Below are 18,619 nucleotides of genomic sequence, written 5' to 3'. Positions count from 1 at the left end.
ATTCTCCTCGTTACGCCGCGTGACTTCACCCCCTCACTTCCCCGTCAGGCACCACTTGACGCATGCCGTTATGGGAATATGATCGCTGGCATGGCACGAGCAGCGACGACCTCGGACGCGTTCAACGCGATCGCCGAGCCGCAGCGCCGGGACATCCTGGCGCTGTTGCGGGCCGGCGAGTGGCCGGTCACCGACCTGGCCCGGCAGCTGGGCATGAGTCAGCCACGGGCGTCCAAGCACCTACGGGTGCTCCGCGAGGTGGGTCTGGTGCGGGTCCGCGAGGCCGGCAAACAGCGGCTCTACGGGCTGGACGCGCGCGGGCTGCAACCGGTCCACGAGTGGCTCGGCGGGTTCGAGCGGTTCTGGGCCGGGAGTTTCGACAGGCTGGACGCGTATGTGCAGGACCTGAAGCGGACACAGCAGGAGGACTGATCCATGGCACGAGAGGACACCGCCGACCGGGAGATCGTGGTCTCCCGGCTCATCGACGCACCGCCGGAGCTGGTGTTCCAGGCGTTCACCGAGGTCCGGCACCTGTCCCGCTGGTGGGGCCCGGAGGGGTTCGGCACCACCACGCGGTCCTTCGAGTTCCGCGAGGGCGCGGTGTGGGACTTCGTGATGCACGGGCCGGACGGCACCGACTACCCCGAGTGGATCACCTGGACCGAGATCGTCCCGCCGGAGCGGATCGCGCTGCTGCACGGCGAGTCGGCCGGCGATCCGAACGCCTTCACCTCGGTCCTGACCTTCACGGCCGACGGCGCGGCGACCCGGCTCGTGATGCGCACGATCTTCCCCAGTAGGGAGCTGCGCGACGAGGCGGCCGAGAAGTACCACGCGGTCGAGGGCGGGCAGCAGACCCTGAGCAAGCTGGATTCCTACATCACCGGGAGCATGATCTGATGGCCGGCAAGGTGTTCTTCAGCGTTTCGATGTCCCTGGACGGCTATGTCGCGCCGGTCCCGGTGACCTCCGTCGGCAACATCTTCGCGCCGGAGAACCGGGACGACCCGGAGGTCCGGCACTGGATGGGCCAGTGGATGGAGCTCCAGCAGTGGATCTTCCCGACCCGCTTCTTCCGGGAGAACCTGGGGTTCGGCGACGGCGGCGAGGAGGGCGTCGCCGACGACATCGCCCGGCAGACGTTCGCGCGCACCGGTGCCACAGTGATGGGCCGGCGCATGTTCGACCTGGGCGAGCAGTCGTGGCCGGAGGAGGCGCCCTTCCACACCCCGGTCTTCGTGGTGACCCACGACAAGCGCGATCCGTGGGAGCGACCCGGCGGGACCACCTTCCACTTCGTCACCGACGGCATCGGGGCCGCGCTCGACCAGGCCCGCGCCGCCGCCGGGGACCGCGACGTGCGGATCGGGGGTGGCGGCACCACGATCCTGCAGTACGTCAACGCCGGCCTCGTCGACGAGTTCACCGTCGCGGTGTCCCCGGTGCTCTTCGGCGCCGGCACCCGCCTGTTCGAGGGCATCGACGCGTCGCGGGTCGCGCTCGAGCAGATCCGCGCGGAGCCGTCGGAGCGGGTCACGCACCTGACCTACGCGGTGCGGCCGCGGTAAAGGTACGGGAGATCGCCCGCGCGCTGGAGCGCACCAGCGGGGACAGCGCGTGCGGCGAGACCGTGCCGTGCCGGACGACCAGCGACAACGCCGCGACCACGGTGCCGTGCGGGTCACGGATGGGGGCGCCCACCGACAGGGCGTCCTCGGTGACCTGGCGGTCGCTGACCGAGAAGCCGTTGGTGCGCACGTCGGCGAGCATCCGCCGGAGCACCGGCGGATCGGTGACGGTGTACGGCGTGAACCGCTCGACCGGCGACCCGATCACCTCCTCCTGGAGCTCCAGCGGCGCATGTGCCAGCAGCACCAGGCCGACGCCGGTGGCCGACAGCGCGAACCGGCCGCCGACCCGGGTGTGCACCGGCACCGCCCGGCTGCCGGCGATCCGTTCGACGAACACCACCTCGGCGCCCTCCCGCACCGCGAGCTGCACATTTTCGTGGGTGACCTGGGACAGGTCCTCCAGGTAGGGCAGGGCCCGCTCGCGCAGCCCGAGACCGCGCGGCGCCAGCGAGCCGACCTCCCACAGGCGCAGGCCGACGGTGTAGCGCCCGGCCTCGTCACGCTCCAGGGCGCCCCACGCCACCAGCTCGGCGGCCAGCCGGTGAACCGTGGACAGCGGCAGCCCGGCCCGGCGGGCCAGGTCGGTGAGGGTGAGCGTGGTGTGGCGCGGGCCGAACGCCTCCAGGATCAGCAGGGCACGACCCAGCACCGGGCCGGTCGCGGTGCGCTTGGCCATCGGCGGGGTCCTTCCGAATGACGGAAACCCAGGATGCCCTGATGCGACCCAGGTCACAAACTGGCGGGCATGACGACGGCATTCGTTCAGGACCAGTGGTACGTGGCGGCCTACACACGCGAGATCGGCCGGGAGCTTTTCACCCGTACCGTATGCGGTGAATCGATCTTGTTCTGGCGCACCGCGGACGGTGCCGTGACCGCGATGTCGGACCGGTGCGTGCATCGCCGTTTCCCGCTCTCGGAGAAGCCCAGCCACCTGGCCGGCGACACCGTGGTCTGCGGTTACCACGGCTTCACCTACGGCGCCGACGGTGTGTGCGTGGCGGTCCCCGGGCAGACGCGGGTGCCGCGGACCGCACGGCTGCGCACCTACCCGGTCGTCGAACAGGACTCGTTCGTGTGGGTGTTCATCGGCGACCCGGCGCTCGCCGCGACGACCCGGATCCCCCGGGCGCCATGGCTGGACCTGCCCGGATGGACCGTCGTGTCCGGCATGGAACCGCTCGCCGCCCGGGCGAGCCTGCTCGTCGACAACCTGATGGACCTGTCGCACGAGACATACCTGCACGGCGGCTACATCGGCACACCGGAGGTCGCCGAGACGCCGATCACCACCGAGGTCGACGACGAGGCCGGCATCGTCCACGTGTCGCGGCACATGGCCGACGCCGCGTGCCCGCCGTTCTACGCCAACTCGACCGGCATCACCGGCCGGATCACCCGCTGGCAGGACATCGAGTACACGCCACCCTGCCTCTACCTGCTGCACAGCCGCATCGCGCCGGCCGGGGTGCTGCCGGACGAGGACGGTAGCGACCCGCACGCGTTCCACGTCGAGGTCGTCTACGCGATCACACCCGAGACCGGGAACTCCACCCACGACTTCTGGGCGGTGGCCCGCGACTTCGCCCTCGACGACGAGGACGTCAGCGACTACCTGGCGAAGAGCAACCGGACCGTCGTGCTGCAGGACGTCACCGCGCTCGACACCCTGGAGAAGGTGATCGCCGGCGAACCGGACGGCTACCAGGAACTGTCGATCAACATCGACACCGGCGGTCTCGCCGCACGCCGCCTGCTGGACCGGATGCGCACCCGGTGAAAGCGACGTTCAAGATCACCTGGCTGCCGGGCGACGACCGGCTGCGCGGCCGCTGCCACTGCGGCGCCCAGGCCGAGGCCGACGAACCGGTCGCGATGTGGGAATGGCTGCTGGCCCACCCCGACCATCCCGATGCGGTGCAGCGCCGATGAAAAACCTTCATATGGTACGGATCACGCGTATCACCGACATCGCCGAAGGCGTCGTCGCGTTGGACCTGCGAAGCGCGGAGAACCGTCCGCTACCCGCCTGGACACCCGGCGCCCACGTCGACGTCCATCTCACCTCCGGGCTGATCAGGCAGTACTCGCTGTGCGGGGATCCCGCCGACGGATCGGCGTGGCGGATCGCGGTGCGCCGGACCGAACCGGGCCGCGGCGGTTCCCGGCACGTCCACACCCGGCTGGCGGCCGGCGACGTGCTCCGGGTCGGCGGTCCCCGCAACCTGTTCCCGCTGCTCCCGGCGCCCCGCTACCTGTTCCTGGCCGGAGGGATCGGCATCACCCCGATCCTGCCGATGCTCGCCGCCGCGCAGTCCCCGTGGGAACTCCACTACGCCGGCCGGACCGCGGAGTCGATGCCGTTCCGCGCACACCTGTCGGCCGGCTACGGCGACCGGGTCCACCTGTACCCGGACCGCCGCATCGACCTGGACCCGCTACTGGAACGCCACGCCCCCGGCACGCTCGTCTACTGCTGCGGTCCGGCCGGCATGCTGCGGGCCGTCGCAGAATCCTGCACGCGCCACCCCGGCCGCCCCCTGCACATCGAACACTTCACCCCGGCATCAACCCCGCCCTCGGCCGGGCAGCTTCCGGCCGACCAGCATCCAGCCGGGCGGCGTGGGGCGTTCGAGGTCGAACTGGCGGCCAGCGGCCGAACGCTGACCGTGCCCCCGGACCGGTCGATCCTCGAGGCCGTCGAGGCCGCCGGGATCACCGTGCTGTCCTCCTGCCGCGAGGGAACATGCGGCACGTGCGAGACGACGGTCCTCTCCGGAACCGTCGACCACCGCGACAGCCTGCTGACCCCCGAGGAACGCGCCGCCAACGACACCATCTTCCTGTGCGTCTCCCGCGCCGCCGGCCCCCACCTCGTCCTGGACCTTTGACAACCGAGACCGGAGCGACGGCGGCGGGTGGCAGAGCGGTCGTCGCCGGTCAGGCCGGGATCGATGACGGGAACGCGGTGAGGTGGTGGCGGCGGGTGGGCAGGAGCATCGTCGGGTGGGCGATGTTCCAGGCCGCGCCGGCGCAGATCAGCTCCTTGATGCGGGCGGCCGGGCGGCCGGTGATCGCCTTCGGGGTCGCCTGGTCGTCAGCGGTGACGAGTTGGATGATGCCGTCGCGGCGGCCGAGGCTGATGCACTGCGCGTAGTAACGGATGGTGTTTCGCGGCAGGGATCCGCCGGTCAGACGGGCGGCGACGGCGTCGGCGGCCAGCCAGGCCATCGGCGTGCCGCTGGCGCACGACATCCGGAGCGGCTTCCCGCCGGGGCCGGGCGCGTAGGCGGCATCCCCGACGGCGTAGACGTGCGGGTGCGACACCGAACGCATGGTCTCGTCGACGACGATCCGGCCGTCGGTGACGGCGAGGCCACTGGCCGCGGCGATCGGGTGGGCGCCGAAACCGGTCGTCCACACGGTCAGGTCCGCGGCCGCGGGATCGGCGATATCGGACAGGGCGGCGGGCGGTGTGGCGCTGGACAGGACGGCGACGTCGGTGTGTTCGTGGACGGTGATGCCGAGACGGGCAGCGGTCCCGTGCAGGTGGGTGCGGGCGCGGTCGCCCAGCCAGTCGCCGAAACCGCCGCGGACCGCGATCCGGACGTCGAGGTCGGGGCGGGACTCGGCGATCTCGGTCACCGCCTCGATGCCGGTCAGACCGCCGCCGACCACCAGGACCGTCTCGCCGGCGGTCAGTTCACCGAGGCGGTCCCGCACGCGGAACGCACCCTGCTCGCCGGCGATGTGGTGGCCGTCGGTGGTGGCGGTGCTGCCCAGGGCGTACACCAGGGTGTCGAAGTTGATCGTGGAACCGTCCGTGCAGGTGACCGTCCGGCTGTCGGCGTCGACGGCGGCGACGCGGGCCTGCCGCAGGGTGACGCCGGTGCCGGCGAGGACGTCGCGCAGTGGGCGGCGGGCGACCGGCTGGCCGGTGGCGACCTGGTGCATGCGGATCCGCTGGACGAACTCGGCTTCCGCGTTGACCAGGATGATCTCGGTGCCGGCGGGGTGCAGGCGGCGGGCCAGGCGGCCGGCGGCGTGGATCCCGGCGTATCCGGCGCCGAGGACGACGATGCGGTGCTTCATGGCGTGTGCTCCTGTCCGGTGGGTCGCGGTCATCACCTGAACCGGGCAGGAGCGGAAACCCTGACAGTGACCTTCGTCACTCGGTGCGCGTGGCGGCCCATTCGCGGGTGATCCGCCGCAGCTTCGACGGGCTGCCCTGGATGTGCAGCGCGGCGATGCCCTCCCCGGTCACCTCGAGGCAGATGACGCCGATGACCTGCTCACCGGCGAGCGCCACCAGCGCCGGCCCCTCGTTGACGACGGCCGCGTGAATGGTGAGCGCCCCCTCGGGAATGAAGCGGTCGATGCTGCCGGGCCGCAGAATGCCCCGCAGCAGGCGGGCCAACTGCAGACCACCGTGGATCGGCGTGGTGCGGGCCGGGACCTCGCCCCCGCCGTCGGCGACGCCGACCGCGTCACCGGTCAGCATCCGGACGAGAGGCTCGACCTCTCCGGTGAGGGCCGCCGCGAGGAACTGTTCGGCGATCCGGCGGGCGGCGGTCGCATCGGTCGCGGTACGGGCCCGCCCGGCCGCCATGTGCTGGCGCGCCCGGCGGTGGATCTGCTGGCAGTTGGGCTCGGTCAGGTCGAGGATGCCCGCGATCTCGGCGTGCGGGTAGCCGAACGCCTCCCGCAGCACGTAGACGGCCCGTTCGTTGGGGGTCAGCCGTTCCATCAGGGTGAGCACGGCGATCGACACGGTGTCGCGCTGTTCGGCGGTCTCGGCGGGGCCGAGCATCCGGTCGCCGGCGAGGATCGGTTCGGGCAGCCACTGGCCGACGTAGGTCTCGCGGCGGGCCCGTGCCGACGTCAGCTGGTTGAGGCACAGGTTGGTGAGGACCCGGGTCAGCCACGCCTCGGGGATCTCGACACTGTCGCGGTCGGCGGCCTGCCAGCGCAGGAAGGTGTCCTGGACGGCATCCTCGGCGTCTCCGGCGGAGCCGAGCATCCGGTAGGCGATCGCTTCGAGCCGGCCCCGGGCCCCCTCGAACACGTCGACGTCGCGGCTGCTGAGCACCATGGCCGGTAAATCTAGCGGCATTTCGGGGCCGGCCGCGCCGACGCCGCGGGGGCAACGGGACTTGTCGATGTACGGCAGACTCGGAGACCGCCCGCGAGAGGATCCGCGTGTCCGACGAACGCCGTACCGACAACGAGTCGGCCGTGGCCCAGCTGATCGCCGTCTACCTGCTCGGCAGCGCGACGCTGCTGATCGGAGCCGCCCTGTTCGCGTCCGTCGTCGCCGGTGGCCGGCCCGCCGCGATGCTCGGCATCCTGGTGGCCCTTCCGGGGATCATCGCCCTGATCTTCGTGGCCGGGACGGTGACGCGGCACGGCTCCCCCGCGACCGTCGACCCGGGCCCCCGGCTGTGGTGGGCCGTCGTCGTCGCCCTCTGCGGCGCGGCGGGCCTGGGCGGCGGGGCGTGGGTCACCGTCGTCCTGGACATGGAGTACGGCGATCTGGTGCCCTGGATCCTGGCCGCCGGACTGCCGTACACCCTGGTCGCCGCTCTCTTCGTCGGACGCTGGACCCGAGTGGGCGCCCTGATCGCGATCGTCGCGCTGACCGGTGGTGCCGGATATCTGGTGGACCAGAGGGCAGAACAGGATAAGGCCGATTCCGATCACGCCCGCGTCATGGCCATGCTGACCGTCCCGCTCGACCTGATCTGGACCACCGACGTCCCCGGTTACCGCCGGACGGCACCCCCGGTGACGGCGAGCACCAGCTACGAGCCCGCCGATCAGGGAACCGTGAAGTACTGGCGGGAGAAGGACGTCGTCCTCACCGTCTCGCACACGTCGGTCCAGTCCACCGACTGCGGCCCGGATCCGCTCCCCGCACCGGCGGCACCGCCGAACGAGCCTCCTCCCCCGCAGCCGCGACCGGAAGAGATCACCTGCCAGACCCGCGGGGACTCCCTTCGGTACCGGCGCGGGCCCGCTGCGCACGAGTACATCCGCACGATCGGCGACACCGTCGTGCGGGCCGGCGCCGGAACCGTGGTCGACGGGGCTCTGCTGGAGCAGGCCGTTCGCGCCGCGCGGCCGATGACCCTGGACGAGTTGGAGATCGAGCTGTTTCATCGCTGACCGGCCATGGCAACGTACGCACAGTCCGTCACCGCCGCACAGCGGAGCGCCATGCTCGGCAGGCGGAAAGCACAGGGCACCCGACCACCACGGTGACGGCTGTCGCTAAGCTTCCCGCAGAGCAGGAAGATCCACTTTGGAGCTGACTGCTCCCGCGTTCACGACAGGGCAGCTCAGGAGTCATTCCCAGCTGGTGACCGGGAGACCGCTCGGACGGACCGATAGCCGGTCCGGCAATCCGGGAGGTACGGTACAGACTTCGTAGTCGGTGATCTTTCTCCATACCGATACGACACGAGGCTGATTGGGGAGCAATCGATGCCTGCGGCAGGCCGCTGGACGAACTGGTGGCGCAGGCGGCAGCCCGAACCGACCGTGCCCGTCGTGGTGGAGACACCGCCGCCACCACCTCCGGCGCCGGCCCCGGAACCACCGGACCTGTGGCGCCCGGTCGCCGGCGAGTTCGCCCTCCGGCTGCTCACTCTCACGTGGGAGGCCGTTCATCACATCGGGGAGGCCGAGTACCGCGAGGAGGACGCCGAGCGGCGCAAGGTCCTCTTCCGGATCGACCACTCCGTCACCCGGGTCCGTCGCCTCGCCGAGAACCTGCGGGTCCTCACCGGCGAACCGTTCGACGACCCGGACCAGCAGGTCACCTCGCTGCAGGACGTCATGCACGCGGCCGGCGCCGCCGTGGAGAACTACGAGCGCCTGCACTTCGGGCCGATCGTCGATCTCGCGGTGGCCGCGGTGGCCGCCGACGACGTGATCCGCATCCTGACCGAGCTGATCGACAACGCCGACCGCTATTCGCCGCCGACCGAGCCGGTCAGCATCGCCGCGCACCTGACCGGTGACGGCGACGTGGTGATCCGGGTCGAGGACAACGGCATCGGCCTCAACCCGGCGCACATGCCGTGGATCGAGCGACTGCTGGACAACCCGGACGGCCCGCCCGCCGAGGAGCTGAAGCCGGCCCACCTGGGACTGTCGGTGGCGGCCGTCCTCACGCACCGGCACCGGTCGTTGCGCGTCCGGCTGGTGCCCCGCCAGCCCCGCGGCACCGTCGCCATGCTGCTGATCGGCGCCGACCTGCTCTGCGAGACGCCGCGCACGGCGGAACCGGAGCCGGGGCCGGGGCAGATCATCGACGCCGTTCCCGAGCAGCGGCGGCGCGCCGTCGCCGGCAACGAGGTGACCATGGTGCTACCGGTGCAGAAGCAGGCCATGCCGCGCCGGGTGCCGGCCAGCGTCCGCGGCATCGACCCGCCGCCGCCCCCGGTCACCACCCAGGTTCACCAGACGACCTGGCACGACGACGCCGCCGACTTCAACGCCGGCGTCGACGCCGCGCGGGCCAAGGTCACCCATCGCACCGAGCACCCCCCGAAGGTTGAAGGACCCCGATGACCGACTACCGATCCACCGTCGACGGCGGCCAGCCGGACGTCTCCTGGCTGATCGATCAACTCGTCCGCGAGGTGCCGACGATCACCGCGGTCGTGCTGGTCTCCGCCGACGGCCTGCAGCTCGCCTCCTCCGGCCACCTGAGCCGGGATCACGCGGAGAGCGTCGCCGCCCTGGCCGCCGGGTTCCTCGGCATCACCGGCCAGCTCGGCGGCCTGCTCCAGCTCGGCGCCCCGGAGAACCTCAGCATCCGCTATCCGCACGGCCACCTGGCCTTCCTGCGCATCGACGACCCGGCCGGCGACTTCGTCGCGGCGCTGCTGGTGTCGGCGCAACCGCAGACCCAGATCGGGCATCTCGGGTACGCGATGACCACGTTCAGCCAGTCCGTCGGTCACGCACTGACCCCGGAGACACGGCACGCGCTGCACCAGAACACGCTGCCCGCACCGGCACGCCGCTAGGAGGCCCGGCATGGTTCGAAGGCCGGGGCTGCACTGGAAGGTGCGCCCGTACATGACCGCCCGCGGGCGGACCAGCAGCCGCAGCCCGCTGCTGATCCACACCCTGGTCTCCACCGGCAACCGCTACGACCCCGTGCTCGCCGCCAGTCTGGCCCCCACCTCACGGACGCTCTACGAGCACGCCCGCCGGATGTGCTCGGTGGCCGAGCTGTCGGCGAACTGCGGGCTGCCCCTCGGCCTGACCCGCCTGCTGATCAGCGACCTGCTCAAGATCGGCCAGTTGGAGGTCCACGACCCCCGCTCCTCACAAGATCTAGCCCTTCTGGAGAGACTCCGTGCCGGCCTTGCCCGACTCACCTGACGGCATGCGGATGAATCAGATGACCTCGGCGAAGATCGTCGTCGCGGGCGGTTTCGGGGTGGGCAAGACCACGGCGGTCGGCGCCATCTCGGAGATCCCGGCGATCCGAACCGAATCGTGGATGACGGCGGCCGCCGCCCAGATCGACCGCCTCGACCCCGGCATCGACAAGGTGACCACCACGGTCGCGATGGACTTCGGCCGGGTCACCATCGACGAGACGCTGGTGCTCTACCTTTTCGGTACGCCCGGTCAGCCCCGTTTCTGGCCGATGTGGGACGACCTGGTCAGGGGCGCGGTCGGTGCCCTGGTCCTGGTCGACACCGGCAATCTGGCGAACTCGTTCGCCGCGGTGAATTACTTCGAGAACGACGCGGACGTACCGTGGGTTGTCTGCGTCAATCTCTTCCACGGAGTAGCCACCCACGAACTGTCCGAGGTGCGGGAAGCGCTCGCTCTGCCCGCACACGTGCCGCTGATCGCCGCGGACATCCGCGACGCCCGGAAGGTAGCCCGAGCGCTGCTGGCCGTCGTCGACCACGCGGCGAAACAGGCGATCGGATAGGTCGGAAAAGCTCTACAGGAGGCAGCACCTTGCGCAACATTCTCATCGTGGGGGCCGGTCAGGCCGGCCTCCAGCTCGCCCTGAGCCTGCGGGCCGAGGGCTACGAGGTAACCCTGATGTCGGCGCGTACCCCCGACGAGATCCGCACCGGCTGGGTCACCTCGACCCAGGCGATGTTCAACATGTCGCTGGAGACCGAGCGCGCCTACCACCTGAACCACTGGGAAGACCAGGCCCCGCCGATCAACGGACTGCGTGTCGCCCTGTCCGCGCCGCCCGGCCAGCTGGCGCTGGAGATCACGGCGCCGCTGGACAGGCCGGCCCAGTCGACCGACCAGCGGATCAAGATGGCCCGCTGGCTGGAGGACGCGCAGGAGCGTGGCATCGACGTCATCTACAACGCGGTCACCACCCAGGACCTGGACGCGATCACCCAGCTGGGCCGCTACGACCTGACGATCGTCGCGGCCGGCAAGGGCGATCTGGTGGCGATGTTCGACCGGGACCCGAGCCGGTCGCCGTACACCGAGCCGCAGCGGGGCCTGGCCGTCGCCTATGTGCACGGGCTCGAGCCGGACCCGAAGTGGCCGGTCCCGCACGTGGGCTTCCACGCCGTACCCGGGCTCGGCGAGCTGTTCGTCATTCCCGGCCTGACGCACAGCGGCCCGTGCGACATCCTGTTCTGGGAGGCCGTCCCGGGTGGACCGCTGGACCGCTGGGCCGGCAACACCGGGCGGATGGCGCCGGAGCAGCACCTGGCGCTCACCCTCGAACTGATCCGCGAGTACCTGCCGTGGGTGGCCGAGCGCGCCGGGAACGTGCGGCTCACCGACGCCAAGGCCACCCTGCACGGCCGGTACACGCCGACCGTCCGCCGCCCGGTCGCCCATCTGCCCGGCGGCGGACGGGTCCTCGGTCTCGCCGACGTGGTCATCGCCAACGACCCGATCACCGGCCAGGGCAGCAACACCGCGGCCAAGGCGGCCGACCACTACTTGAAGGCCATCCTGGCCCGCGGCGACCAGCCCTTCGACGAGCAGTGGATGACCGACACGTTCGAGGGCTTCTGGACCGCGCACGGCGCGGCCGTCACCGGTTGGACCAACGCCATGCTCCAGCCGCTCCCGCCGCACGTGCAGCAGCTGCTCGGGGCGGCCTCGCAGAACGAGCAGATCGCCCGCCGGTTCGCCGCGGGCTTCGTCGACCCCAACGATTTCCTCAACTGGTTCGTCGACCCGGAGAAGGCCTCCGCCTACCTCGCCGAGGTCGGCGCAGCGGGCTAGAGGCAAGCCCTTGGAACGGTCGGGCGTACGACTCGAGTCGTACGCCCGGGTTCATCATCGGGGCGGACGCGGCCGGACCCGTACCTCCCTAGCGTCGTGGATGTCCTTGATAGTCCACGTCTCCGGGAGCCTTCCGTGTCATCGCAACCCCTTCTCGTCGCCGGCGAGGTGAGCAAGTCGTTCGGCACCACCCGGGCTCTGGACGGCGTATCCCTGGACGTCTTCCCGGGTGAGGTGCTCGCGTTGACCGGGCCGTCCGGTTCCGGCAAGTCGACGCTGCTGCACTGCCTGTCCGGGATCCTCGCGCCGGACGCGGGCCGGATCACCTTCGACGGGCGTGACCTGGGCGCCATGGGTGACCGGGAGCGCAGTGCTCTGCGGCGCGACTCGTTCGGGTTCGTGTTCCAGTTCGGCCAGCTGGTGCCGGAACTCACCTGCCTGGAGAACGTCGCGTTGCCGCTGCGGCTCGCCGGTGCGCGCCGCCGCAGCGCCGAACAGGCTGCCGGGGAGCTGCTCGACCGGCTCCAGGTCGCCGACGTGGCGGGCAAACGTCCGGGACAGGCGTCCGGTGGGCAGGCGCAACGGGTCGCCGTGGCCCGCGCCCTGATCGCCACCCCGCGGGTGATCTTCGCCGACGAGCCGACCGGCGCTCTCGACTCCCACAACGGTGAGCAGGTGATCCGGCTGCTCGTGGCCGCCGCGAAGGAGCGTGGCAGCGCGGTCGTCCTGGTGACGCACGAGGAACGGATCGCCGCCTGCGCCGACCGGATCATCGCGTTCCACGACGGCGCGGTCGCCGTCGCCTTCCAGCGGACCGCGCATGCCGGCGGAACGGTGGCGGGACGATGAGGGACCTTCTGCTCGGGGTCCGCCTGAGCGTGGCCGGCGGGCGCGAAGGCTGGCTGCGCCTGGCCCTGATCGCCGCCGGCGTGGGCTTCGGCGTCGGCATGCTGCTGCTCCTGGCGGCCGCGCCGACGGCGGTCGCGGCCCGCGAGGAACGCCGCAACGACCGGTCCACGGAGGTGACCGCCGACCGGGCCGGGCCGGACACCCTGCTGGCCCTGACCGTGGAGACGCGGTTCCGCGACGAGATGGTCCGCGGCCGCATCCTGCGCCCCGACGGCGACCGCGCGGCCGTCCCGCCCGGCCTGACCAGACTCCCGGCGGCGGGCGAACTGTTCGTCTCCCCGGCCCTGGCCGGGCTCCTGGCCGAGCCCGGCGGCGAGATCCTGGCCGGGCGCTGGTCGGCCCGGGTGGCCGGCACGATCGGAGCGGCGGGACTGTCCGGACCGGACGAGATGTGGTTCTACGCCGGCTCCGGAACCCTGACCGGCGACGACGGAGCGATCCGGATCGCCGCCTTCGGTGACGGGGCGCCACCGCGGACGGATCCGACGATCGTGGTGCTGGCCGTCATCGGTTCGGCGATCATGCTGATGCCGGTGCTGGTCTTCGTGACGACGGCGGTCCGCTTCGGCAGCGAGAGCCGGGAACGGCAACTCGCCGCGATCCGCCTGGTCGGCGCGGACAGCCGCACAACACGACGGATCGCCTCCGGGGACACACTGGTCGGCGCGCTGCTCGGCCTCCTCGTCGGCGGGGTGCTCTTTCTCGGGCTGCGCCACGTGATCGGCTCCGTGTTACCGGCCGACTTCAGCCCGTACCCCGATGATCTCCGCCCGGCCCCGCTGCTCCTGGCCCTGATCGTGATCCTGGTCCCGGCCGGTGCCGTCCTGGTGACGCTCGCCGCGCTGCGGCGGGTCGTCATCGAACCGCTCGGCGTCGTCCGCCGGAGCACCGTCCGCCGCCGACGCCTGTGGTGGCGCCTGATCCCGCCGGGTGTCGGCCTGGCCCTGTTGTACCCGCTGCTCGGCGGCCTGCCGGAGGAGGTCGGCGACGGTGTCCGCGCGCAGCTCGCGATCGGCGCGATCCTGCTGCTGACCGGTGTCGTCGTGCTGCTGCCGTGGCTGGTGCAGGCGCTGGTGCGGCGTCTCGGTGGCGGCGGCGTGGCCTGGCAGCTCGGCATCCGGCGGCTGCAGATGGACAGCGACACGGCGGTACGGTCGGTCTCCGGCATCGCCGTGTCGGTCGCCGGCATCATCGCCGTGCAGGGCCTGCTCGGCGCCTCGGTCGCGGCGGCGAGCGGGGCGCAGCCGCCCGCCGACCGGTTCCAGGCGGTCGTCTACACCAACGGCGCCGACGGCACCGGCTGGCGGGAGGCCCTGGCGGGCACTCCGGGGGTCGAGGCGGTGCTGCTGTCCGGCTACGGCTATCTGCGGGCCGGCCCTCAGGATCAGATCGGTGCGGCGGTACGGGTGGGAAGCTGCGAGATCCTCCGACAGTACGCGTCGCTGCCCTCGTGCGTGGACGGCGACAGCTTCGTGACCGCCCTGGACGGCTGGGACCACACGGCCCTGAGCCCCGGCACCGTCGTCCCGTTCACCGGCACCGACGACACCGCACCGCTCTCCCGGTGGACCGTCCCGGACGGCCTGCCCGAGGTCACGCTCTACACGAGCGAGGCCTGGCCCGCGTCGTACCTGGCCACCCCGGCGGCCCTGAAGGTCCGCCCCGACCTGCGCGGGCTCATCACCGACGCCTACCTGCTGCGCCTGGATCCGGCCGACCCGGACGCGATCGAGCGGGTCCGCAACACGATGACCCGGCTGGCCCCGGCCGCACCGATGCAGGTGTTCGGTGACGGGCGGATCGGCGGCCAGTTCGCCGGCGCCCGGCAGGTGGCCCAGGGCTGCGCCGTCCTGCTGCTGCTGTTCATCGGCGCGAGCATGCTCGTCAACGTCACCGAACAGTTGCGGGAGCGGCGGCGACTGCTGGCGGTGCTGGCCGCCTTCGGCACCCGGCGGCGGATCCTGTCGGCGTCGGTGCTCTACCAGGTGGCGATCCCCGCGTCGGTGGGTCTGCTGCTGGCGGTCCTGGTCGGCGGCAGTCTGTCGGCGGTCCTGCTCGCGGCCACCCGGGCGCCGATCACGTTCGACTGGCCGGCGATCGCCCTGATGACCACCGCGGTGGCCGGCATGATCGCGGCGGTGACGGCGGCCGGGCTGCCGCTGCTGTTCCGGTTGTTGAAGGTCCAGGAGCTGCGCAGTGAGTGAACCTCCTAGGCTGACCGGCATGCCCGTTCGTGTACGTCCCTTCGCCGGGATCGGGCCGTCCGACCTGCTGGTCTCCGTCGCGGTGGCGCTGCTGTCGACGTGGTGGTGGCACCAGTTCCGGCCGGGCGGGCTGGCGTTCGGCCTGCTCGCCGGGACGGCGCTGCTGTGGCGGCGGCGGTACCCGGTCGCGGTCCTGGCCGCCGTGTCGCTGCTGACCGCGGCCGCCGCGCCGGTCGAGGTCGACGGGACCCAGCTGCACGAGGGAATGCTGCTGATCACGCTCGCGCTCGCGATGTACGCGGTCGTCGCCTATGCGGCGACCCTGCGCCGGGCGGTGGCCGGCGGTGTCGTCGCGTGGCTGGCCGCCGCTGTCGTGCTGCCGCTCCAGGACCAGGGCGGCAGCGGGCTGTCCGGGATCACGCTGTGGGACCTGGCGCGGAACTTCGGGCTGCTGGCCGGATACGGCGGCGTGGTCTGGGCGCTGGCACTGACCGTGCGCTATCTCCGGCAGCTGCGGGTGACCGACACCGAGCGGCTGATCAGCGAGGAACGCGAACGGCGGGACAAGGCACGGATCGCCGTCGCCGAGGAGCGGGCCCGGATCGCCCGGGAGCTGCACGACATCGTCGCCCACTCGCTGTCGGTGATCGTGTTGCAGGCCAACGGGGCCACCTACGTCTTCGACCACGATCCGGAGCGGGCCCGTGAGGCGTTGCGGATCATCGGCGCCACCGGGGCGGAGGCCCTGGACGAGATCCGGCAGCTGGTGGAGATGCTGCGCAGTGAGGGCGGGGGCGCGTCCGACCGTACCCCCGCCGCTCTTGATCAGGTCGCATCGGTCGTGCAGCGGGCCCGCGACGCCGGCCTGGCAGCCACCCTGTCCGTGCGGGGCACGCCGCCGGACGTGCCCGGCGGCGTCGCGCTGGCGGTGTGCCGGATCGTGCAGGAGTCGCTGACGAACACGTTGCGTCACGCCGGCCCGGCACCGTCCGCCACCGTGACCCTCAGCTACCGGCCGGACAGCATCGACATCGACATCACCGACTCCGGTGTCCCGCGCCGTACCGGCGTCGCGGAGCCGGCGCCCACCGGCGGCCACGGTCTGGTCGGCATGCGGGAGCGGGTCGCGCTCTACGGGGGCACGTTCGACGCGGGACCACGGCCGGAGGGCGGCTGGCGGGTTCGCGCCACTCTTCCGCTGACCGGGGCGCGGGCGGTGATCGCATGATCCGGGTCGTGCTCGTCGACGACCAGCACCTGGTCCGGGCCGGTTTCCGGATGGTGCTGGACTATCAGGACGACATCGCCGTCGTCGGTGAGGCGGGCGACGGCGCCGAGGCGCTGCGACTGCTGCGCGGCACACCGGCCGACGTCGTCGTCATGGACCTGCGCATGCCGGTGATGGACGGGGTGACCGCGACCCGGCGGATCTGCGGCTCCGGACCGCTCCCCCGGGTGCTGGTGCTGACCACCTTCGACACCGACGAGGAGGCGTTCGCCGCGCTGCAGGCCGGGGCGAGCGGGTTCCTGCTCAAGAGCGTGCCGCCGGACGAGCTGCTCAAGGCGATCAGGGTGGTGGCCGGTGGCGACGCCGTGGTCGCGCCGCGGGTGACGCGCAGCCTGCTGGACCGGTTCGCGGGGCGGCTCACCCCCGGCGATCAGGCGGCGCCGGGCCCGAACCAGCTGACCGACCGGGAACGCGAGGTCCTGCTGCTGATCGCGCAGGGCCTGTCGAACCTGGAGATCAGTGTCCGGCTGCGGGTCGCCGAGGCGACGGTGAAGACCCACATCGGCCGGATCCTCAACAAGCTCGGGCTGCGCGACCGGGTGCAGGCGGTGGTCTTCGCCTACGAGTCGGGGCTGGTCCAGCCGGGCGACCCACGCTGATCGCGGTGTTCTAGGGTGGATCGATGGGGACGGTCCGGAAGGTTCAGATCACGTTCGACTGCGCGGATCCGGAGCGGGTCGCCCGGTTCTGGTGCGAGGTGCTGGGCTATGTGGTGCCGCCCGGGCAGTCCCGCGTCGCGATGGATCCGGCGGGTGACGGGCCCCGGCTCTACTTCCAGCGGGTCCCCGAGGGCAAGACCGTCAAGAACCGGGTGCACCTGGACGTGCGGGTCGGCACCGGGCTGGTCGGTGCGGAGCGCCTCGCCGTGCTCCGGGCCGAGAGCGACCGGCTGGTGGCGCTCGGCGCGACGGTCTTCCATGTGCTGGTCGCCGACGAGGAGAACGAGTCGTGCATCGTGATGCAGGACATCGAGGGCAACGAGTTCTGCCTCGACTGATCCCCCGGGAGGGCCCGCCGTGACCGACCGTTACCTGAAGGCGTTCGACACCGCCGCCACCGACTTCGAGCGGCTCGGTGAGCATCTGTGGAAACCGATCGGGCGGGCCACCGTCGAGCGGACCGCGCCGGCGCCGGGCGAGCGTGTCCTCGACGCGTGCTGCGGCAACGGCGCGTCCGCGATCCCGGCCGCCGAGCGGGTCGGTGACCACGGCCGGGTCGACGCCGTCGACCGGTCCGCCGCGATGATCGAGGATCTGCGGTCCCGCACCGGTGGCCTGCCGGCGCTGTCCGCGCACGCCGCCGACGTCACGTCCTGGCCCGGCGACGGCTACGACGTGGTGCAGGCCGTGCTGGGCGTCTTCTTCTTCCCGGACATGACCGCCGGCACCGAGTACCTCGTCTCCCGGGCCCGCCCCGGCGGGCGGTGCGGTTTCACCATCTGGCGGCGCGGAGCGGTGGTGACGGCCGGTGACCACCTGCGGCAGGCCGTCAGCCGGGTCACCGGGCGGCCCGCCGAGCCACGTCCGGCCGGCCCGGTGGAGGCCGTCAACCTGGCCGGCGACTTCCACGCGTGGCTGGCGGGCCGCGGTCTCACCGATGTCACGGTGACCACCCACGAACTGTCCCTGCCGCTGACCCCGGAGATCGCCTGGCTGGTGGTCACCGGTTCGGGTTTCGTCACCGCGCTGTCCGGTCTGGACCAGACCCAGGTCGCCGGAGTGCGGGAGGCCTACCTCGATTCGCTGCGCCGGGCCGGAGAGACCGAGCTAGACGCCACCACCCTGATCGGCGTCGGTTACTCGCAGGGTTCGAACGCGTTGGTGATGTAGGCGATCCGCCCGGAACCGTCCTCGTGGTCGCCGGCCCACATCATCGAGGGCTCGGCCGGGGCGGTGATCCAGTACATCTGGAACACCTCGTCCCAGCGGGTCTCCGCACCCGGGATCGCCCGGATCGCCTCGCGGACCGTGGTGGCGGTGGTGACGCCGTGCGGCAGTGTCACACCCGGCGGGATCCGGCCCGCACCGACGGTCCAGCCGACGAGGCGTCCGGTCCCCGCCGGTGCCAGGCTCACCGTCAGGGCGCCCCAGGTCAGGGAGCGTCGTGGCTCCGCGGAGGCGTCCAGCTCGCAGCCCTTGCTGTCGACGGCCCGGTCCGGTGGCCCGAGGATCCGGCGCAGCATCCGTTCCGCCGCCTTGGCCGGCCCGCCGACCGGGATCCGCCCGACCGCGGAGGGGGTCAGCGCCAGCGGGGTGACCGCGACGGGGACGGGCGTGACGAGGAGCGCGAACAGGGCCGCGACAGCGGCGAAAAGGGACGGCACCGCTTCATCATCGGCC

The 18,619-nt window shown here is 71.9% G+C and carries 22 protein-coding genes; 18 read left to right on the top strand and 4 right to left on the bottom strand.

The features are described from left to right. The first annotated feature begins 90 nt into the window (after positions 1–90). Genes ACFO0C_RS34895 through ACFO0C_RS34885 form a run of 3 tightly spaced genes read left to right on the top strand, consistent with a single transcriptional unit; the run spans position 91 to position 1,571 of the window. Positions 91–432 carry an ArsR/SmtB family transcription factor gene (locus ACFO0C_RS34895; protein WP_378071036.1) on the top strand — a complete coding sequence of 114 codons (342 nt, stop codon included), beginning with the start codon at positions 91–93 and terminating at the stop codon, positions 430–432. A 3-nt stretch (positions 433–435) separates the two neighbouring features. Next, positions 436–903: an SRPBCC family protein gene (locus tag ACFO0C_RS34890; protein ID WP_378071035.1), complete on the top strand. Its 468-nt coding sequence runs from the start codon at positions 436–438 to the stop codon at positions 901–903. Continuing rightward, positions 903–1,571, top strand: coding sequence for a dihydrofolate reductase family protein (locus ACFO0C_RS34885; protein WP_378071034.1), 669 nt, complete (start codon positions 903–905; stop codon positions 1,569–1,571). Before ACFO0C_RS34890 ends, ACFO0C_RS34885 begins: the two co-directional genes overlap by 1 nt. Here the strand turns inward: ACFO0C_RS34885 and ACFO0C_RS34880 are convergent. Beyond that, positions 1,537–2,310, bottom strand: a complete 774-nt coding sequence (locus tag ACFO0C_RS34880) for an IclR family transcriptional regulator (RefSeq protein ID WP_378071033.1) — start codon at positions 2,308–2,310, stop codon at positions 1,537–1,539. The two genes, ACFO0C_RS34885 and ACFO0C_RS34880, sit on opposite strands and share 35 nt — an antisense overlap. A gap of 69 nt (positions 2,311–2,379) precedes the next feature. Between ACFO0C_RS34880 and ACFO0C_RS34875 the strand changes: the two genes are divergently transcribed. From ACFO0C_RS34875 to ACFO0C_RS34865, 3 genes are read left to right on the top strand one after another with little or no spacing between them, the layout of a single operon-like run. Continuing rightward, positions 2,380–3,414, top strand: coding sequence for a Rieske 2Fe-2S domain-containing protein (locus tag ACFO0C_RS34875; RefSeq protein ID WP_378071032.1), 1,035 nt, complete (start codon positions 2,380–2,382; stop codon positions 3,412–3,414). Then, on the top strand, positions 3,411–3,566 hold the full coding sequence (locus ACFO0C_RS34870) for a hypothetical protein (RefSeq protein ID WP_378071031.1): 156 nt from the start codon (positions 3,411–3,413) through the stop codon (positions 3,564–3,566). The genes ACFO0C_RS34875 and ACFO0C_RS34870 overlap by 4 nt, the downstream gene beginning before the upstream one ends. Then, the gene (locus ACFO0C_RS34865; protein WP_378071030.1) at positions 3,563–4,525 is read left to right on the top strand and encodes a PDR/VanB family oxidoreductase; all 963 of its coding nucleotides are present in this window, start codon (positions 3,563–3,565) and stop codon (positions 4,523–4,525) included. The genes ACFO0C_RS34870 and ACFO0C_RS34865 overlap by 4 nt, the downstream gene beginning before the upstream one ends. A 49-nt stretch (positions 4,526–4,574) precedes the next feature. Here the strand turns inward: ACFO0C_RS34865 and ACFO0C_RS34860 are convergent, their stop codons facing one another. Together ACFO0C_RS34860 and sigJ are read right to left on the bottom strand one after the other, a co-directional pair. Then, on the bottom strand, positions 4,575–5,726 hold the full coding sequence (locus ACFO0C_RS34860; RefSeq protein WP_378071029.1) for an NAD(P)/FAD-dependent oxidoreductase: 1,152 nt from the start codon (positions 5,724–5,726) through the stop codon (positions 4,575–4,577). Between the two features lie 76 nt (positions 5,727–5,802). Beyond that, positions 5,803–6,726, bottom strand: coding sequence for an RNA polymerase sigma factor SigJ (sigJ, locus tag ACFO0C_RS34855; protein ID WP_378071028.1), 924 nt, complete (start codon positions 6,724–6,726; stop codon positions 5,803–5,805). A 107-nt stretch (positions 6,727–6,833) separates the two neighbouring features. On the opposite strand from sigJ, the gene ACFO0C_RS34850 reads away from it, so the two are divergent. From ACFO0C_RS34850 to ACFO0C_RS34795, 12 genes are all read left to right on the top strand, one after another. Continuing rightward, the gene (locus ACFO0C_RS34850) at positions 6,834–7,799 is read left to right on the top strand and encodes a hypothetical protein (RefSeq protein WP_378071027.1); all 966 of its coding nucleotides are present in this window, start codon (positions 6,834–6,836) and stop codon (positions 7,797–7,799) included. Positions 7,800–8,117: 318 nt separating this feature from the next. Continuing rightward, positions 8,118–9,209 (top strand): sensor histidine kinase, encoded by a 1,092-nt coding sequence (locus ACFO0C_RS34845; protein ID WP_378071026.1) that lies wholly within the window; start codon positions 8,118–8,120, stop codon positions 9,207–9,209. Further along, positions 9,206–9,670: a roadblock/LC7 domain-containing protein gene (locus ACFO0C_RS34840; protein ID WP_378071025.1), complete on the top strand. Its 465-nt coding sequence runs from the start codon at positions 9,206–9,208 to the stop codon at positions 9,668–9,670. Before ACFO0C_RS34845 ends, ACFO0C_RS34840 begins: the two co-directional genes overlap by 4 nt. 10 nt (positions 9,671–9,680) lie before the next feature. Beyond that, the gene (locus ACFO0C_RS34835; RefSeq protein ID WP_378071024.1) at positions 9,681–10,031 is read left to right on the top strand and encodes a DUF742 domain-containing protein; all 351 of its coding nucleotides are present in this window, start codon (positions 9,681–9,683) and stop codon (positions 10,029–10,031) included. Between the two features lie 4 nt (positions 10,032–10,035). Beyond that, a complete protein-coding gene (locus ACFO0C_RS34830) occupies positions 10,036–10,596 on the top strand; it encodes a GTP-binding protein (protein WP_378071023.1) in 561 nt (186 codons plus the stop codon). A gap of 29 nt (positions 10,597–10,625) precedes the next feature. Further along, on the top strand, positions 10,626–11,879 hold the full coding sequence (locus ACFO0C_RS34825) for a styrene monooxygenase/indole monooxygenase family protein (protein WP_378071022.1): 1,254 nt from the start codon (positions 10,626–10,628) through the stop codon (positions 11,877–11,879). 135 nt (positions 11,880–12,014) lie between these two features. Then, on the top strand, positions 12,015–12,728 hold the full coding sequence (locus tag ACFO0C_RS34820; protein ID WP_378071021.1) for an ABC transporter ATP-binding protein: 714 nt from the start codon (positions 12,015–12,017) through the stop codon (positions 12,726–12,728). Then, positions 12,725–14,992 carry an ABC transporter permease gene (locus tag ACFO0C_RS34815; protein ID WP_378071020.1) on the top strand — a complete coding sequence of 756 codons (2,268 nt, stop codon included), beginning with the start codon at positions 12,725–12,727 and terminating at the stop codon, positions 14,990–14,992. The genes ACFO0C_RS34820 and ACFO0C_RS34815 overlap by 4 nt, the downstream gene beginning before the upstream one ends. Positions 14,993–15,011: 19 nt before the next feature. Beyond that, on the top strand, positions 15,012–16,220 hold the full coding sequence (locus ACFO0C_RS34810) for a sensor histidine kinase (RefSeq protein ID WP_378071019.1): 1,209 nt from the start codon (positions 15,012–15,014) through the stop codon (positions 16,218–16,220). Beyond that, the gene (locus ACFO0C_RS34805; RefSeq protein ID WP_378071018.1) at positions 16,217–16,879 is read left to right on the top strand and encodes a response regulator; all 663 of its coding nucleotides are present in this window, start codon (positions 16,217–16,219) and stop codon (positions 16,877–16,879) included. Before ACFO0C_RS34810 ends, ACFO0C_RS34805 begins: the two co-directional genes overlap by 4 nt. A 23-nt stretch (positions 16,880–16,902) precedes the next feature. After that, positions 16,903–17,277 carry a VOC family protein gene (locus ACFO0C_RS34800; protein ID WP_378071017.1) on the top strand — a complete coding sequence of 125 codons (375 nt, stop codon included), beginning with the start codon at positions 16,903–16,905 and terminating at the stop codon, positions 17,275–17,277. 19 nt (positions 17,278–17,296) lie between these two features. Further along, positions 17,297–18,109: a class I SAM-dependent methyltransferase gene (locus ACFO0C_RS34795; protein WP_378071016.1), complete on the top strand. Its 813-nt coding sequence runs from the start codon at positions 17,297–17,299 to the stop codon at positions 18,107–18,109. Here the strand turns inward: ACFO0C_RS34795 and ACFO0C_RS34790 are convergent. Continuing rightward, entirely contained in the window at positions 18,076–18,603 is a 528-nt protein-coding gene (locus ACFO0C_RS34790) for a hypothetical protein (RefSeq protein WP_378071015.1), read from the bottom strand. The genes ACFO0C_RS34795 and ACFO0C_RS34790 overlap by 34 nt on opposite strands. Positions 18,604–18,619 lie beyond the last annotated feature (16 nt).

The organism is Actinoplanes subglobosus, assembly GCF_042650585.1.
Lineage (GTDB): Bacteria > Actinomycetota > Actinomycetes > Mycobacteriales > Micromonosporaceae > Actinoplanes > Actinoplanes subglobosus.
The sequence above is the reverse complement of the archived record's forward strand: the minus strand, read 5'-3'. Positions and strand labels throughout refer to the sequence as shown.

Bases quoted from the DNA above. Each gene is read 5' to 3' on its own strand.
- ACFO0C_RS34895 (WP_378071036.1), top strand. From the start codon at position 91: ATGGCACGAGCAGCGACGACCTCGGACGCGTTCAACGCGATCGCCGAG.
- ACFO0C_RS34890 (WP_378071035.1), top strand. From the start codon at position 436: ATGGCACGAGAGGACACCGCCGACCGGGAGATCGTGGTCTCCCGGCTC.
- ACFO0C_RS34885 (WP_378071034.1), top strand. From the start codon at position 903: ATGGCCGGCAAGGTGTTCTTCAGCGTTTCGATGTCCCTGGACGGCTAT.
- ACFO0C_RS34880 (WP_378071033.1), bottom strand. From the start codon at position 2,310: ATGGCCAAGCGCACCGCGACCGGCCCGGTGCTGGGTCGTGCCCTGCTG.
- ACFO0C_RS34875 (WP_378071032.1), top strand. From the start codon at position 2,380: ATGACGACGGCATTCGTTCAGGACCAGTGGTACGTGGCGGCCTACACA.
- ACFO0C_RS34865 (WP_378071030.1), top strand. From the start codon at position 3,563: ATGAAAAACCTTCATATGGTACGGATCACGCGTATCACCGACATCGCC.
- ACFO0C_RS34860 (WP_378071029.1), bottom strand. From the start codon at position 5,726: ATGAAGCACCGCATCGTCGTCCTCGGCGCCGGATACGCCGGGATCCAC.
- sigJ (WP_378071028.1), bottom strand. From the start codon at position 6,726: ATGGTGCTCAGCAGCCGCGACGTCGACGTGTTCGAGGGGGCCCGGGGC.
- ACFO0C_RS34845 (WP_378071026.1), top strand. From the start codon at position 8,118: ATGCCTGCGGCAGGCCGCTGGACGAACTGGTGGCGCAGGCGGCAGCCC.
- ACFO0C_RS34840 (WP_378071025.1), top strand. From the start codon at position 9,206: ATGACCGACTACCGATCCACCGTCGACGGCGGCCAGCCGGACGTCTCC.
- ACFO0C_RS34835 (WP_378071024.1), top strand. From the start codon at position 9,681: ATGGTTCGAAGGCCGGGGCTGCACTGGAAGGTGCGCCCGTACATGACC.
- ACFO0C_RS34830 (WP_378071023.1), top strand. From the start codon at position 10,036: ATGCGGATGAATCAGATGACCTCGGCGAAGATCGTCGTCGCGGGCGGT.
- ACFO0C_RS34815 (WP_378071020.1), top strand. From the start codon at position 12,725: ATGAGGGACCTTCTGCTCGGGGTCCGCCTGAGCGTGGCCGGCGGGCGC.
- ACFO0C_RS34810 (WP_378071019.1), top strand. From the start codon at position 15,012: ATGCCCGTTCGTGTACGTCCCTTCGCCGGGATCGGGCCGTCCGACCTG.
- ACFO0C_RS34805 (WP_378071018.1), top strand. From the start codon at position 16,217: ATGATCCGGGTCGTGCTCGTCGACGACCAGCACCTGGTCCGGGCCGGT.
- ACFO0C_RS34800 (WP_378071017.1), top strand. From the start codon at position 16,903: ATGGGGACGGTCCGGAAGGTTCAGATCACGTTCGACTGCGCGGATCCG.